We start from the raw sequence: 15,827 nt of genomic DNA, 5'->3' as shown, positions 1-15,827 counted from the left end.
CGGGCACTGGAAAGCTGCGGATATCACTCGCTCGAGAGCAGGTCCATCGCGTGCTTGTCCATCATTTCCAGGGCGCGACCGCCGCCACGGGCGACGCAGGTCAGCGGGTCTTCGGCGACGATGACCGGCAGGCCGGTTTCCTGGGCCAGCAGTTTGTCCAGGTCACGCAGCAGCGCACCACCACCGGTCAGCACCAGGCCGCGCTCGGCGATGTCGGAGGCCAGCTCCGGCGGCGATTGCTCGAGGGCGCTCTTGACCGCCTGAACGATGGTCGCCAGCGATTCCTGCAAGGCTTCCAGTACTTCGTTGGAGTTCAGGGTAAAGGCGCGTGGGACGCCCTCGGCCAGGTTACGGCCACGCACGTCGACTTCGCGCACTTCGCCGCCCGGGTAGGCGGTGCCGATTTCCTGCTTGATGCGCTCGGCGGTGGATTCGCCGATCAGGCTGCCGTAGTTACGGCGCACGTAGGTGACAATGGCTTCGTCGAAGCGGTCGCCGCCCACACGCACGGACTCGGCGTAGACCACGCCGTTCAGGGAGATCAGCGCGATTTCGGTGGTACCCCCGCCGATATCGACGACCATCGAGCCACGTGCCTCTTCGACCGGCAGGCCGGCACCGATGGCTGCGGCCATCGGTTCTTCGATCAGGAACACTTCACGGGCACCGGCACCCAGGGCCGACTCGCGAATCGCGCGGCGCTCTACCTGGGTCGACTTGCACGGCACGCAGATCAGCACGCGAGGGCTGGGCTGCAGGAAGCTGTTCTCGTGAACCTTGTTGATGAAGTACTGCAACATTTTTTCACAAACGCTGAAGTCGGCGATGACGCCGTCCTTCATCGGACGAATGGCAGCAATGTTGCCAGGCGTACGGCCCAGCATACGTTTGGCCTCGGTACCGACAGCGACGACGCTTTTCTGATTGCCATGGGTACGGATGGCAACAACCGAGGGCTCATTCAGGACGATACCGCGCTCACGCACGTAAATAAGGGTGTTGGCAGTACCCAGGTCGATGGACAGATCGCTGGAAAACATGCCACGCAGTTTCTTGAACATGGGAAAGTGACCCTGGGGAAAGCGTGGGTAAAAAAGTGCGGCAAACTCTAACAATGGCGGGGATTTTGGGCAAGGAGCCAATATGTTAAATTGGTCGTTTTTCCGAGCATGCCAGCCGATGATCGCGGCCGTATGACCGCCAGAAAGCTGACATGTTCCTCATCGCGGACCCTTTTCCGTTCTTTGTTTCCCCTGGAGATTCCCATGGCGCTTGAACGCTGCGACGTGGAAAAGATCGCCCATCTGGCCCGCCTGGGCCTGCATGAAGGCGAACTGCCACGCATTACCGACGCCCTGAACAGCATTCTCGGCCTGGTCGACCAGATGCAAGCGGTCGACACCACCGGCATCGAGCCCCTGGCCCACCCGCTGGAGGCCAGCCAGCGCCTGCGCCCGGACCAGGTCACCGAAAGCAACCAGCGCGACGCCTACCAGGCTATCGCACCCTCGACCGAAAGCGGTCTGTACCTGGTTCCCAAAGTCATCGAGTAAGGGATAGAGCCTGCCATGCATCAATTGACCCTGGCCGAGATCGCCCGCGGACTCGCCGACAAGTCGTTTTCTTCCGAAGAGCTGACCGGCGCCCTGCTGGCGCGTATCAAGCAGCTCGACCCGCAACTCAACAGCTTCATCAGCGTCACCGAGGAGCTGGCCCTGGGCCAGGCCCGTGCCGCCGACGCCCGTCGCGCCGCTGGCGAGACCGGCACGCTGCTGGGTGCCCCCATCGCCCACAAGGACCTGTTCTGCACCAACGGCGTTCGCACCAGCTGCGGCTCGAAGATGCTCGACAACTTCAAGGCGCCGTATGACGCCACCGTGGTCGCCAAGCTGGCCGAAGCCGGCATGGTCACCCTGGGCAAGACCAACATGGACGAATTCGCCATGGGCTCGGCCAACGAGTCCAGCCACTACGGCGCGGTGAAGAACCCGTGGAACCTGGAGCACGTGCCCGGCGGCTCGTCCGGCGGTTCTGCCGCGGCCGTGGCTGCGCGCCTGCTGCCAGTCACCACCGGCACCGACACCGGCGGCTCGATCCGCCAGCCGGCGGCCCTGACCAACCTCACCGGCCTGAAACCGACGTACGGTCGTGTTTCGCGCTGGGGCATGATCGCCTACGCCTCCAGCCTCGACCAGGGCGGCCCGCTGGCCCGCACTGCCGAAGACTGCGCCCTGCTGCTGCAAGGCATGGCCGGCTTCGACGCCAAGGACTCCACCAGCATCGACGAACCGGTGCCGGACTACAGCGCCAACCTCAATGCCTCGCTGCAGGGCCTGCGCATCGGCCTGCCGAAGGAGTACTTCGGTGCCGGCCTCGACCCGCGCATTGCCGAACTGGTACAGGCCAGCGTCAAGGAGCTGGAAAAGCTCGGCGCGGTGGTCAAGGAAATCAGCCTGCCGAACATGCAGCACGCCATTCCGGCGTACTACGTGATCGCGCCCGCCGAAGCCTCGTCCAACCTGTCGCGTTTCGACGGCGTGCGCTTCGGCTACCGCTGCGAAGAACCGAAAGACCTCACCGACCTGTACAAGCGCTCCCGTGGCGAAGGCTTCGGCGCCGAAGTGCAGCGACGCATCATGGTCGGCACCTACGCCCTGTCGGCTGGCTACTATGATGCCTACTACGTCAAGGCTCAGCAGATTCGCCGCCTGATCAAGAACGACTTCATGGCCGCCTTCGAAGGCGTCGACCTGATCCTCGGCCCGACCACGCCGAACCCGGCCTGGAAGCTCGGCGCCAAGAGCAGCGACCCGGTCGCCGCCTACCTTGAAGACGTCTACACCATCACCGCCAACCTGGCGGGCCTGCCGGGCCTGTCGATGCCAGCCGGCTTCGTCGATGGCCTGCCGGTCGGCGTGCAACTGCTGGCCCCGTACTTCCAGGAAGGCCGCCTGCTCAACGTCGCGCACCGTTACCAGCAAGTCACCGACTGGCACACCCGCGCCCCCAACGGCTTCTGAGGAATTCACACATGCAATGGGAAGTTGTGATCGGGCTGGAGATTCATACCCAGCTGGCCACCCAGTCGAAGATCTTCTCCGGCAGCGCCACCACCTTCGGTTCCGAGCCGAACACCCAGGCCAGCCTGGTTGACCTGGGGATGCCCGGCGTATTGCCGGTGCTGAACCAGGAAGCCGTGCGCATGGCCTGCATGTTCGGCCTGGCGATCGACGCCGAAATCGGCAAGCGCAACGTGTTCGCGCGCAAGAACTACTTCTACCCGGACCTGCCCAAGGGCTACCAGATCAGCCAGATGGACCTGCCGATCGTCGGCAAGGGCCACCTGGACATCGCCCTGGAAGACGGCACCATCAAGCGCATCGGCGTGACCCGTGCGCACCTGGAAGAAGACGCCGGCAAGAGCCTGCACGAAGACTTCAGCGGTTCCACCGGTATCGACCTGAACCGTGCCGGCACGCCGCTGCTGGAAATCGTCTCCGAACCGGACATGCGCAGCGCCAAGGAAGCCGTGGCCTACGTCAAGGCGATCCATGCCCTGGTGCGCTACCTGGGCATCTGTGACGGCAACATGGCCGAAGGCTCGCTGCGTTGCGACTGCAACGTCTCGATCCGACCGAAAGGCCAGACCGAGTTCGGCACCCGCTGCGAGATCAAGAACGTCAACTCGTTCCGCTTCATCGAGCGCGCCATCAACAGCGAGATCCAGCGCCAGATCGACCTGATCGAGGACGGCGGCAAGGTCATTCAGGAAACCCGCCTGTACGACCCGAACAAGGACGAGACCCGCTCCATGCGCAGCAAGGAGGAAGCCAACGACTACCGTTACTTCCCCGACCCGGACCTGCTGCCGGTGGTCATCGAGGACAGCTTCCTGGAAACCATCCGCGCCGGCTTGCCGGAGCTGCCGCCGCAGAAGGTCGAGCGCTTCCAGAGCCAGTACGGTCTGTCGGCCTACGACGCCAACGTGCTGGCCTCCAGCCGTGAACAGGCGGACTACTTCGAGCAGGTGGTGAAGATTGGCGGCGACGCCAAGCTGGCCGCCAACTGGGTCATGGTCGAACTGGGCAGCTTGCTGAACAAGCTGGGCATCGAGATCGACCAGTCGCCGGTCAGCGCCGAGCAGCTCGGTGGCATGTTGCTGCGCATTCGCGACAACACCATCAGCGGCAAGATCGCCAAGACCGTGTTCGAGGCCATGGCCGCCGGTGAAGGCGACGCCGACAGCATCATCGAAAGCAAAGGCCTGAAGCAGGTCACCGATACCGGTGCGATCGACAAGATGCTCGACGAGATGCTCGCCGCCAACGCCGAGCAGGTCGAACAGTACCGTGCGGCCGACGAGGCCAAGCGCGGCAAGATGTTCGGCTTCTTCGTCGGCCAGGCGATGAAGGCCTCCAAAGGCAAGGCCAACCCGGGGCAAGTGAACCAATTGCTCAAGGCCAAGCTCGAAGGGTGAGCTTTGTAGGAGCGGCCTTGTGTCGCGAAAGGGCTGCGAAGCAGCCCCAGCGGTTTACGCAGTAATCTGACCATGGGGCCGCTCTGCGGCCCTTTCGCGACACAAGGCCGCTCCTACAGCCCCGCGCCGCCAAGCGCGCCCAATGGCAGCACCGGAGCATCCGACTTGCTAAAACGATCCCTCGCCACCCTGGCCCTCTTCTCCCTCCTGACCGGCTGCGCCAGCCATGACGTCGATCCCAGCGGTTACGACAAGACCGGCACCGCCTCGTATTACGGTTCTCGCCACCACGGCAAACGCACCGCCAGCGGCGAAGCCTTCAACCAGAATGGCCTCACCGCCGCCCACCGCTCCCTGCCCTTCGGCAGCCGCGTGCTGGTCACCAACCTCGCCAACAAACGCAGCGTAGTGGTCCGCATCAACGACCGCGGCCCGCACACTCGTGGCCGATTGATTGACCTGTCACGGGCTGCGGCAGAAAAAATCGGCATGGTCCGTAGCGGAACGGCGCGCGTCCGGGTACAAGGTCTGAGCGACTGACGCCACTGGAGCCCCGACCATTTTCGACCTGGCCACCCTCCCCACCTTCAGCCTCCTGCAACTGGGCACTGCCCTGCTGTTGCTGGTGGCCGGCGCCGAGCTGATGGTGCGCGCGGCCCTGCGCCTGGCCTTGCGCCTGCATGTGCGCCCACTGATCATCGGCCTTAGCCTGGTGGCGTTCGGCAGCACCGCACCGCAGCTGACCGTGAGCCTGCAGGCCGCCTACCAGGGCGCGCCCGACGTGGCCGTGGGCAGCGTGGTAGGCAGCAATATCTTCAATGTGCTGGTGATCCTCGGCCTGGCGGCCCTGATCATTCCCCTGCGGGTATCCCGCCAGCTGGTGCGCCTGGACATTCCGCTGATGATCCTCGCCAGCGGCCTGGTGTACGCGCTGGCCAGCAACGGCCACCTGGGCCGGCTGGAAGGCTTGCTGATGCTGCTTGGCCTGGCGGGCTACCTGGCCATGCTCTGGCACCAGTCGCGCCACTATGCCCGCACCTATCCCGCACCGCGCCCGCTCGCCAGCAGTAACGCTCGCTTCTGGTCAGGCACCTTGCTGCAGGTGCTGTTCGGCCTCGCGCTGTTGAGCCTGGCGGGTCATTTGCTGCTGGAGGCCGCCGTCGAGGTGGCGACCGACCTGGGCCTGTCCGAGCGCATCATCGGCCTGACCGTGGTGGCGGTGTGCACTTCCCTCCCCGAACTCGCCGCAGCACTGATCGCCGCGCTGCGGGGCGAGCGGGAAATTGCCGTGGGCACGGTCATCGGCAGCAACCTGTTCAACCTGTTGGCGGTATTGGGCATGACCGCGCTGGTCACCCCCGAGCCGCTGACCATCTCACCCAACGCGCTGGATTTCGACCTGCCGGTGATGCTGGGCGTCGCCGTCCTGAGCCTGCCGGTGTTCTACTCCGGCTACCGGATCACCCGCGCCGAAGGGCTGGTGTTCCTGTGCCTTTACCTGGCCTACGGCCTGCACGTGGTGGCATTCACCACCGGCATGCCCCTGGCCGGCCGCCTGGAGCGGTTGATGCTGTTCTATGTCCTGCCAGTGCTCGGCGTGGTGCTGCTGTTCACCACGGTTCGCGCCTGGCGCCGCCAACACTAAGGAAAACAACATGGCTGAAAGCAAGACCGGCGAACAGATTCGCCGCCAGGTAATGGGGGATGCGTTCGTCGACCGCGCCCTGGGCAACGCCACCGACTTCACTCAACCGCTGCAGGACTTCGTCAACGAACACGCCTGGGGCAGTGTCTGGGCGCGTGACGGCCTGCCGCTGAAAACCCGCAGCCTGATTACCCTGGCTACCCTGACGGCGCTCAAGTGCCCGCAGGAGCTCAAGGGGCATGTGCGCGGGGCATTGAACAATGGCTGTACGGTGGAGGAGATTCGCGAGGCGCTGCTGCATTGCGCGGTGTATGCGGGGGTGCCGGCGGCGATCGATGCGTTCAGGGCGGCGCAGGAAGTGATCGACAGTTACCAGGCTTGATTGATTGGTTGTCAGTACTGGCCTCATCGCCGGCAAGCCGGCTCCCACATTGATCTCTGTGGGAGCCGGCTTGCCGGCGATGGGGCCAGTGCAGACTCAGCCCTTGGCCTGCCGAGCCTTCTTCAGGCGGAACGCTACGTAAAGCACGGCAATCCAAGCCGGAATCAGCATCACCGAAATGCGAATCGGCGGGGTCAGGTACATCACCACCAGAATCAGCACGATGAACGCCAGGCACAGGTAGTTGGAGAATGGGTGCCACAAGCTGCGATAGAACGGCGTGATGCCTGCCGCCAGCTTGGCCGTGCGGAACTTCAGGTGAGTGATGCTGATGCTCGCCCAGTTGATCACCAGCGCCGACACCGCCAACGCCATCAGCAGGCCGAACGCCTCACCCGGCATCAGGTAGTTGATCAGCACACACATGCCCGTGGCGAACGCCGATACCCCCAGCGCGGTCAACGGCACACCGCTGCGGCTGACCTTGAGCAGCTGGCGCGGCGCATCGCCCTGGCTGGCCAGGCCGAACAGCATGCGGCTGTTGGCGTAGACGCAGCTGTTGTAGACCGACAGCGCAGCGGTCAGCACCACGATATTGAGGATGGTCGCCACCAGGTCGCTGTCCAGTTCGTGGAAGATCATCACGAACGGGCTGCCGCCCTGCACCACTTTCTGCCACGGGTACAACGACAGCAGTACCGCCAGGGCACCGATGTAGAAGATCAGGATGCGGTACACCACCTGATTGGTGGCCTTGGGAATGCTGTGGCGTGGGTTGTCGGCCTCGGCCGCGGTGATACCCACCAACTCCAGGCCGCCAAAGGAGAACATGATCACCGCCAAGGCCATCACCAGTCCGGTGACGCCATTGGGGAAGAACCCGCCGTATTGCCACAGGTTGGCCACACTGGCATCCGGGCCACCGTGGCCACTGCCCAGCAACCAGGCACCGAAGCCGATCATGCTGACGATGGCCACCACCTTGACCAGGGCGAACCAGAATTCCATTTCGCCGTAGACCTTCACCTGGGTCAGGTTGATGAGGTTGATCACCACGAAGAAGATCGCCGCCGTCGCCCAGGTCGGGAACTCCGGCCACCAGTACTGCACATAGATGCCCACGGCGGTGAGTTCGGCCATGCCGACCAGCACGTACACCACCCAGTAGTTCCAGCCCGAAACGAAGCCTGCGAACTCGCTCCAGTACTGGTGGGCGAAGTGGCTGAAACTGCCGGCCACCGGCTCTTCGACCACCATTTCGCCAAGCTGGCGCATGATCAGGAAGGCCATCAGGCCGGCAATGGCGTAGCCCAGCAAAACGGAGGGGCCGGCCAGCTGGATGGTCTGGGCGATGCCCAGGAACAACCCGGTGCCAATGGCCCCACCCAGCGCGATCAGCTGGATATGGCGGTTCTTCAGCCCGCGCTGCAAGCGCTCGGGCGTGCTCTGGTCTTGCATGAAGTGTCCTTTAGCTCAGTGAGGCAGTGTTTTTGTGTTGTTTGCAGTCAAGGATCTAGATCCATCCGCCCCACTGCAAGATGAAAATCCCAATATTGGTGGTGATCGCCGCCATTAGCGTAGTAATCACGATGATCGAAGCGGCCAGCTCGTGGTTGCCGTTGGCGGCACGCGCCATGACATAGCTGGCCGCAGCCGTCGGGCTGCCGATGTACAGGAACAGGATACCCAACTCGGCCCCGCGAAAGCCGCAGAGCCAGGCACCCAAGGTACCGACCAGCGGCAGCCAGACCATCTTCACCAGGCTGGCATCGATGGCCAGCTTGCCGCAATCGCGCAGCGCCGCCAGCGACAGGGTGCCGCCAATGCAGATCAACGCCAGGGGCAAGGTCATCTGCGCCAGGTAGTCGCCCGAGGTGAGCAGCCAGTTGGGCAGCGGCACCTGGCCGTAGGCCATGGGTGTTGCCACCAGCACGCTGATGATCAGCGGGTTGCTGAGGATGCTCTTGCAGATGCTCCACGGGTCGGACTTGAGGTCGGGGCTGTACACCGCCAGCACCACCGCCGACAGCGAGTTGTACATGAGGATCACCAGGCCGGCGAGTACCGCGCCCAGCGAGATGCCGTAGTCGCCATACAGGCTGGCGGCCAGGGCCAGGCCGATCACGCCGTTGTTACCGCGAAACGCCCCTTGGGTGTAGATGCCACGGTCGGCCAGCGGGCTGCGCCAGATCGCCATGCCCCAGGCCACGGAGAAACCGACCAGGGTGGCGACGACGAAATAGAGGAGGACGCCAGGTTTGACGGCGGTGGCCAGGTCGGCGTGGTAGATGCCGAGGAACAGCAGTGCCGGCATGCACACGTTGAACACCAGCTGCGAGGCCACCCGGTTGAAGTTATCGTCGATCAGGTTGATGCGTTTGAGCAGCACGCCCATGAACAGCATGGCGAAGACGGGCGCCGTGATGTTCAGCGTCTGGATGAGAAGGGCGAGCATGCGCAAGCGATCCTGGGAGGGTTGCCATTAGGCGGCTAATGATACGTCAACGCGTCAGGCGTTGCGGGATCGTCTGCAATTTAAAGAAATTTCCGTCTGTACCGGCCCTATCGCCGGCAAGCCGGCTCCCACAGGTTCTGCACCGCCCTTGAGGCTCATGGGATACCTGTGGGAGCCGGCTTGCCGGCGATGAAGGCAACGCCGATTCAGCGCCGGACCGGGCGCTTCTGCAACTTGCGCTGCAAGGTCCGTCGGTGCATGCCCAACGCCCGTGCAGTGGCGGAAATATTGCCCTCGTGCTCGTTCAGCACCCGCTGAATGTGCTCCCACTGCAGGCGGTCCACCGACATCGGGTTTTCCGGCACCAGAGAGTCCAGATCAGTGTGCTCCGACAGCAACGCCGCCAGTACATCATCGGCGTCCGCCGGCTTGCACAGGTAGTTGCACGCACCGCGCTTGACCGCTTCGACCGCGGTGGCAATGCTCGAATAACCGGTCAGGATCACCACGCGCATTTCCGGGTCCAGCTCCAGCAGCTTGGGCAGCAGCACAAGGCCCGAGTCGCCTTCCATCTTCAGGTCCAGCGTGGCGTAGTCCGGCAGGTCCTGCTGGGCCAGGATCAGCCCCTCCTCGGCGGAGCTCGCCGTGCTCACGCGGAAACCGCGACGGCTCATGGCCCGGGCCATGACCCGGGTGAAGGTGGCATCGTCATCCACCAGCAGCAGGTGCGGCAGCTCTTCGCTTTCGACCTGGTTTTCTTCGCTCATCATTCATCTCCTCGCTTGCCATGGGGCAGGCGCAATTCGGTCAGGGTGCCACCCTGTTCATGACTATAGAGTTTCACCGAACCGCCCGCACGGGTCACGCTGGCCTTGCTCAAGAACAGGCCCAGGCCGAAGCCTTTGCCCTTGGTGGTAATGAAGGGTTTGCCGATCGCTTCGGCAATGGCCGGCGGTACGCCCGGGCCATGGTCACGGATGCTGATGACGATGTCGTGGGCATCCCAGTCCAGCTGCACTTGCAGGTCATCGGGGCAGGCATCGGCGGCATTGTTCAGCAGGTTGAGCAGCGCCTGGGTCAGGTCGGGCGGCGGTGTCAGGCGCGGCACCTGGCCGTCGCGCAGGCGCTGGAAGCGGTAGCTGGCCTCCGGGCGCATCAGGTGCCAGCGGTCGAGTGACTCATCGAGCCAGGCGGTGACGTCCTGCTCGACCACCGCCAGGCGGCGATTGGCCTCGGCGGCGCGCACCAGCTGCTGCAGGGTTTCCTTGCACAGCTTGACCTGGTCCTGAAGGATCTGCAGGTCTTCCTGCAACAGCGGGTCTTTATGGTCCTGGCGCATTTCGTTGAGCAGCACGCTCATGGTCGCCAGCGGCGTCCCCAGCTCATGGGCAGCACCGGCGGCCTGGGTCGCCACGGCCAGCAGTTGTTCATCGCGCAGGCTTTCTTCGCGCCGCTCGGAACGCAATTGCTCCTGGCGGCGCAACTCCTCGGCCATGCGCGCGGCGAAGAAGGTGATGACCGCAGCCGCCAGGGCGATGCTCAGCCACATGCCATAGACCTGCATCTTGTCCCGCGCCATCGGCAGCCCTTCGAGCGGATAGAACTGCACCAGCAACAGGCTGTAGGCGGTCAGCGCGATGCCCGAGAGAATCAGCGAATACAGCCACGGCAAGGTGACCGCGGCAATCGCCAGCGGCACCAGGTAGTAGGACACGAACGGGTTGGTCGACCCCCCCGAGTAATAAAGCAAGGCACTGTGGATCAACAGGTCGCAGGCCAGCTGCAGGGCGTATTCGAGTTCGGTGACCGGCAGCGACAGGCGCAAGCGCAGCGCCGTGAAGGCACACAGCAAGGACGACAGCGCCAGGGTGGCGGCCAGCGAGAGCCAGGGCAGCGGCAGCAGTTCGGTCCAGTAGGCCACGCCCACGGAGCCAGCCTGAGCGGCGAGGACCAGAACCCGAATGACGGTCAGGCGCCAGAGATTCTGGCGTGTAGCGGACAGCGGTTGTGCGGCGGCGAGCATGAGCTCTCCTGATGAGTGCTCCAGAAAAATCGGCTGGAGTATACCGAAGCCAGGCCCTTCACTGCAGTGATGCGGCAAACCGCCACACTTTGACACAGGTTCATGATGGCACTTTTGAACCCACTACACTGGATTCGGTCTGATCGGCCATGCGTGGAATGGATGGCCAGACCCCACGCCTTTTGATGCCAAGGAGTAACCCATGCAAATCCCACGTCGCAGCGCGGCCCTGATCCTGTCTTGCGGCCTGCTCGCCAGCCTGCCCGCGCTGGCAGCCGATGAGCCACGCTACAACCAGGTATCGCTGCGCGCCGAAGTCAGCAAGGAAGTGCCGCGCGACCTGATGGTCGTGACCCTGTACAGCGAAGCGCAGGACAACGACCCAGGCAAGCTCGCCAAGCAGATCACCGAGACCATGAACAAGGCCGTGCAGCAGGCGCGCCAGGTCAAGGATGTGAAGATCAGCCAGGGCAGCCGCAACAGCTATCCGATCTACGACAGCAAGGGCCAGAAGATCACCGGCTGGCGCGAGCGCGCCGAGTTGCGCCTTGAAGCTGCCGACTTCCCGGCCCTGTCCCAGCTCACCGCCGAGCTGCTGCAGGACCTGAAAATGGGCGGCATGGACTTCTCCATTGCCCCCGCCACGCGCAAGGCCAGCGAAGACGCGCTGCTCAAGGATGCGGTCGACGCTTTCAAGGCCCGTGCCCAATTGGCCACCGAGGCCCTGGGTGGCAAAGGCTATAAAGTGGTCAGCCTGAACCTCAACAGCAGCGGCTATCCACGCCCGTACCTGCGCAGTGCACCGATGGCGATGAAGGCCATGGCCGCCGATGAAGCGGCGCCTGCGCCGGATATCGAAGCGGGTACAAGCGAAGTCAGCATGAATGCCGATGGGCAGATTGAAGTGCTGATGCCTTGACCTGAGCGGGCCGCTTTGCGGCCCGATCGCCGGCAAGCCGGCTCCCACAAGAGCACACTGCCCCTAACCCTGGGAGCCTGTTGGACCCTGCGGGAGTCCTGTGGGAGCCGGCTTGCCGGCGATGAGGCCAGCGCTGACTACAAAGGTTTTAGAATTTTCCTACGCACTGCAACGGTGCCCCCCTACAAAATCCCCCTCCTCGAAATATTCTGCAAAAAGCCATCATTTCGCCTGCGCAAACGTTCAACTTCCTCGAAAGTTATACGAATGCGACATCCATGTACGCTCGTACTACCTTTCTGACGCCAACTATCCTTCTGATGGTTGCATTGGGAATCCCCCCTGCATAAGTATCCGCAGGTCGGCTCACGAGGCCACCTCAAACCAAAAATGACAACAATGAGGCCACCATGCTCAAACACGCAGTCATTCCGTTCCTGCTCGGTGCAGGCTTGCTAGCCGGCGCACCGCTAGCCCACGCCGCATCCAACCTGGTGTTCTGCTCCGAAGGCAGCCCGGCGGGCTTCGACCCGGGGCAGTACACCACCGGAACCGACTTCGACGCCTCGGCCGAGACCGTGTTCAACCGCCTGACCCAGTTCGAACGAGGCGGCACCGCCGTCATCCCGGGCCTGGCGACCCAGTGGGACGTGTCCGACGACGGCAAGACCTACACCTTCCACCTGCGTGAAGGCGTGAAGTTCCACACCACCGACTACTTCAAGCCCAGCCGCGAATTCAACGCCGACGACGTGCTGTTCACCTTCGACCGCATGCTCGACAAGAACCACCCGTTCCGTAAGGCCTACCCCACCGAATTCCCCTACTTCACCGACATGGGCATGGACAAGAACATCGCCAAGGTGGAGAAACTCGACGATCACACGGTGAAGTTCACCCTCAACGAAGTGGATGCCGCGTTCATCCAGAACCTGGCGATGAGCTTCGCCTCGATCCAGTCGGCCGAGTACGCCGACCAACTGCTCAAGGGTGGCAAGGCCGCCGACATCAACCAGAAGCCGATCGGCACCGGCCCGTTCGTGTTCAGCAAGTACCAGAAAGACGCGCAGATCCGCTTCAAGGGCAACAAGGACTACTGGAAGCCCGAAGACGTGAAGATCGACAACCTGATCTTCGCCATCACCACCGATGCCTCGGTGCGCATGCAGAAGCTGAAAAAGAACGAGTGCCAGGTCACCCTGTTCCCGCGACCGGCCGACATCGAGCCGCTCAAGGCCGACAAGAACCTGCAGATGCCGCAGCAGGCCGGCTTCAACCTCGGCTACATCGCCTACAACGTGATGGACAAGATCAAGGGCAGCAACGAGCCCAACCCGATGGCCAAGCTGGAAGTGCGCCAGGCACTGGACATGGCCGTCGACAAGAAGAAGATCATCGAGTCGGTGTACCAGGGCGCCGGCCAGCTCGCCGTCAATGGCATGCCGCCGACCCAGTGGTCCTACGACGACAGCATCAAGGACGCCGCCTACGACCCGGAAAAGGCCAAGGAACTGCTGAAGAAAGCCGGCGTCAAGGAGGGCACCGAGATCACCTTGTGGGCCATGCCCGTACAACGCCCCTACAACCCCAACGCCAAGCTGATGGCCGAGATGCTGCAATCGGACTGGGCCAAGATCGGCATCAAGGCCAAGATCGTCAGCTACGAATGGGGCGAGTACATCAAGCGCTCCAAAGGCGGTGAACAGGGCGCCATGCTGATCGGCTGGAGCGGTGACAACGGTGACCCGGACAACTGGCTGGGCACCCTGTACGGTTGCGATGCCGTTGACGGCAACAACTTCTCCAAGTGGTGCTACAAGCCCTACGACGACCTGATCAAGCAGGCCAAGGCCACCTCCGACCAGGCCAAGCGCACCGAGCTGTACCAGAAGGCGCAGCACATCCTCAAAGAGCAGGTGCCGATCACCCCGATCGCCCACTCCACCGTGTACCAGCCCATGAGCGCCAAGGTGAAGGACTTCAAGATCAGTCCGTTCGCATTGAACGCGTTCTACGGGGTCAGCGTGGACAAGTAGCACCGAGCCACCCTCACCCATTCCCGTAAACCACACCCACCCCGACGCTACCCGCGTCGGGGATGGGCCCCTGTTGCCGCCATTCGTACCCCGAGGCGGCGAAAACAGACGGAGAAGGACCTGCACATGCGCCACATCACACTGCTTTCCAGCCTGCTCGGCCTCGGCCTCATGGGCCAGGCCCCTGCCCTGCTGGCCAACAACCTGGTGTTCTGCTCCGAGGGCAGCCCGGCTGGCTTCGACACGGCCCAGTACACCAGCGCCACCGACAACGACGCAGCCGAACCGATCTACAACCGCCTGGTGGAATTCGAGCGCGGCGGCACCGCCGTGCACCCCGCGCTGGCAACCAAGTGGGAGGTGACCGACGACGGCCTGCGCTACACCTTCCACCTGCGCCAAGGGGTGAAGTTCCACACCAGCAAAACCTTCACCCCGAGCCGTGACTTCAACGCCGACGACGTGCTGTTCACCTTCAACCGCATGCTCGACAAGGCCCACCCGTTCCGTCAGGCCTACCCCACCGAGTTTCCCTACTTCGTCAGCATGGGCCTGGACAAGAACATCGCCGCCGTCGAAAAGACCGACCCGCTGACCGTGGTGTTCACCCTCAACAAGGTCGACGCCGCCTTCGTGCAGAACCTGGCCATGAGCTTCGCCTCGATCCTGTCTGCCGAGTACGCCGAACAACTGCTGGCCAGCGGCCGGCCCAGCGATATCAACCAGCAACCGATTGGCACCGGCCCCTTCGTGTTCCAGCGCTACCAGAAGGACTCGCAGATCCGCTTCAAAGGCAACAAGGACTACTGGGCGCCCGACGAAGTGAAGATCGACAACCTGGTGTTCTCGATCAATACCGACCCTTCGGTACGCATCCAGAAGCTGCGCCGCAACGAGTGCCAGGTCACCCTGCACCCACGTCCGGCCGACCTGCCGGCGCTGCACGCCGACAGCAAGCTGCAGGTGCTGCAGCAACCGGGTTTCAACCTCGGCTACATCGCCTACAACACCCAGCACCCGCCGTTCGACCGCCTGGAGGTGCGCCAGGCCATGGACATGGCGGTGAACAAGCAGGCGATTCTGCAGGCGGTGTACCAGGACTCCGGGCAGTTGGCGGTCAATGCCATGCCGCCGACCCAGTGGTCCTACGACAACAGCCTCAAGGACGCCCCCTTCGACCCGGAAAAAGCCAAGCAGCTGCTCGAACAGGCCGGGGTCAAGCCAGGCACTGAAGTCACCCTGTGGGCCATGCCCGTGCAGCGCCCCTACAACCCCAACGCCAAGCTGATGGCCGAGATGCTCCAGGCCGACTGGAGCAAGCTCGGCTTCAAGGTGCGGATCGTCAGCTACGAGTGGGGCGAATACCTCAAGCGCATGAAAAGCGGCGAGCACGACATCGCGCTGATTGGCTGGACGGGCGACAACGGCGACCCGGACAACTGGCTGGGCACGCTCTACAACTGCGACGCCATTGGCAGCAACAACTACTCGCTGTGGTGCGACCCGCAGTACGACAGCCTGGTCAAGCAGGCCAAGCAAGTCACCGACCCGGCCCAGCGCACCGCCCTGTACCAGCAGGCCCAGCAGCGCCTCAAGCAACAGGTACCGATCACCCCGGTGGCGCATTCCACGGTGAACCAGCCGATCAGCGTCAAGGTGGCCGACTTCAAGGTAAGCCCCTTTGGCCGCAATGACTTTTCCGGTGTGAGTGTTGATTAGGTTCTGACCCGTTCCGGCCCTATCGCTGGCAAGCCAGCTCCCACAAAGGTTGCACAAGCCTTGGGATCCGTGCCGATCCCTGTGGGAGCCGGCTTGCCGGCGATAAGGCCAGCACGAACAACACAACTCCCCCGATTTTGCCCGGCGATCCCGTGGCAACCCTGGCAACAC

General features: G+C 63.4%; 14 protein-coding genes. 9 read left to right on the top strand and 5 right to left on the bottom strand.

Annotation, left to right across the window (positions count from 1 at the left end; all coding sequences use genetic code 11):
* Positions 1–23: 23 nt before the first annotated feature.
* Positions 24–1,061, bottom strand: coding sequence for a rod shape-determining protein MreB (gene mreB / locus ACIPZB_RS04340; protein ID WP_003255163.1), 1,038 nt, complete (start codon positions 1,059–1,061; stop codon positions 24–26).
* 204 nt (positions 1,062–1,265) lie between these two features.
* Here mreB and gatC point away from each other — a divergent pair, with 204 nt between their 5' ends.
* The 6 genes from gatC (at position 1,266) to ACIPZB_RS04310 (ending at position 6,504) form a co-directional block, all read left to right on the top strand.
* Positions 1,266–1,553 (top strand): Asp-tRNA(Asn)/Glu-tRNA(Gln) amidotransferase subunit GatC, encoded by a 288-nt coding sequence (gene gatC, locus ACIPZB_RS04335; RefSeq protein WP_008092515.1) that lies wholly within the window; start codon positions 1,266–1,268, stop codon positions 1,551–1,553.
* 15 nt (positions 1,554–1,568) lie between these two features.
* Positions 1,569–3,020: an Asp-tRNA(Asn)/Glu-tRNA(Gln) amidotransferase subunit GatA gene (gene gatA, locus ACIPZB_RS04330; RefSeq protein WP_008092517.1), complete on the top strand. Its 1,452-nt coding sequence runs from the start codon at positions 1,569–1,571 to the stop codon at positions 3,018–3,020.
* 11 nt (positions 3,021–3,031) lie between these two features.
* Complete coding sequence (gene gatB / locus ACIPZB_RS04325) at positions 3,032–4,477, top strand: Asp-tRNA(Asn)/Glu-tRNA(Gln) amidotransferase subunit GatB (protein WP_008092518.1); 1,446 nt, start codon at positions 3,032–3,034, stop codon at positions 4,475–4,477.
* Positions 4,478–4,642: 165 nt separating this feature from the next.
* Entirely contained in the window at positions 4,643–5,017 is a 375-nt protein-coding gene (locus tag ACIPZB_RS04320; RefSeq protein ID WP_400639126.1) for a septal ring lytic transglycosylase RlpA family protein, read from the top strand.
* A gap of 61 nt (positions 5,018–5,078) precedes the next feature.
* A complete protein-coding gene (locus tag ACIPZB_RS04315; RefSeq protein WP_400639359.1) occupies positions 5,079–6,122 on the top strand; it encodes a calcium/sodium antiporter in 1,044 nt (347 codons plus the stop codon).
* Positions 6,123–6,132: 10 nt separating this feature from the next.
* Positions 6,133–6,504 carry a carboxymuconolactone decarboxylase family protein gene (locus ACIPZB_RS04310; protein WP_400639125.1) on the top strand — a complete coding sequence of 124 codons (372 nt, stop codon included), beginning with the start codon at positions 6,133–6,135 and terminating at the stop codon, positions 6,502–6,504.
* A 96-nt stretch (positions 6,505–6,600) separates the two neighbouring features.
* Here ACIPZB_RS04310 and ACIPZB_RS04305 read toward each other — a convergent pair whose 3' ends face one another.
* From ACIPZB_RS04305 to ACIPZB_RS04290, 4 genes are all read right to left on the bottom strand, one after another.
* Positions 6,601–7,962: an amino acid permease gene (locus tag ACIPZB_RS04305; RefSeq protein WP_008092525.1), complete on the bottom strand. Its 1,362-nt coding sequence runs from the start codon at positions 7,960–7,962 to the stop codon at positions 6,601–6,603.
* Between the two features lie 55 nt (positions 7,963–8,017).
* A complete protein-coding gene (locus ACIPZB_RS04300; protein ID WP_400639124.1) occupies positions 8,018–8,959 on the bottom strand; it encodes an AEC family transporter in 942 nt (313 codons plus the stop codon).
* A 206-nt stretch (positions 8,960–9,165) separates the two neighbouring features.
* Positions 9,166–9,726: a response regulator transcription factor gene (locus ACIPZB_RS04295; protein ID WP_008092529.1), complete on the bottom strand. Its 561-nt coding sequence runs from the start codon at positions 9,724–9,726 to the stop codon at positions 9,166–9,168.
* On the bottom strand, positions 9,726–10,982 hold the full coding sequence (locus ACIPZB_RS04290) for an ATP-binding protein (RefSeq protein WP_008092531.1): 1,257 nt from the start codon (positions 10,980–10,982) through the stop codon (positions 9,726–9,728). Before ACIPZB_RS04290 ends, ACIPZB_RS04295 begins: the two co-directional genes overlap by 1 nt.
* A gap of 202 nt (positions 10,983–11,184) precedes the next feature.
* Between ACIPZB_RS04290 and ACIPZB_RS04285 the strand changes: the two genes are divergently transcribed.
* The 3 genes from ACIPZB_RS04285 to ACIPZB_RS04275 all read left to right on the top strand — a co-directional run bounded on the left by ACIPZB_RS04285 (position 11,185) and on the right by ACIPZB_RS04275 (position 15,656).
* Complete coding sequence (locus ACIPZB_RS04285) at positions 11,185–11,901, top strand: SIMPL domain-containing protein (protein WP_400639123.1); 717 nt, start codon at positions 11,185–11,187, stop codon at positions 11,899–11,901.
* Between the two features lie 410 nt (positions 11,902–12,311).
* The gene (locus ACIPZB_RS04280) at positions 12,312–13,937 is read left to right on the top strand and encodes an ABC transporter substrate-binding protein (protein ID WP_400639122.1); all 1,626 of its coding nucleotides are present in this window, start codon (positions 12,312–12,314) and stop codon (positions 13,935–13,937) included.
* A 126-nt stretch (positions 13,938–14,063) separates the two neighbouring features.
* Positions 14,064–15,656 carry an ABC transporter substrate-binding protein gene (locus tag ACIPZB_RS04275; RefSeq protein ID WP_400639121.1) on the top strand — a complete coding sequence of 531 codons (1,593 nt, stop codon included), beginning with the start codon at positions 14,064–14,066 and terminating at the stop codon, positions 15,654–15,656.
* The last annotated feature ends 171 nt before the right edge of the window (positions 15,657–15,827 follow it).

The organism is Pseudomonas sp. NPDC089396 (assembly GCF_044749545.1).
Taxonomy (GTDB): Bacteria; Pseudomonadota; Gammaproteobacteria; order Pseudomonadales; family Pseudomonadaceae; genus Aquipseudomonas.
Note: the sequence above shows the minus strand (reverse complement) of the source record. Positions and strands in the feature narration are given on the sequence as shown.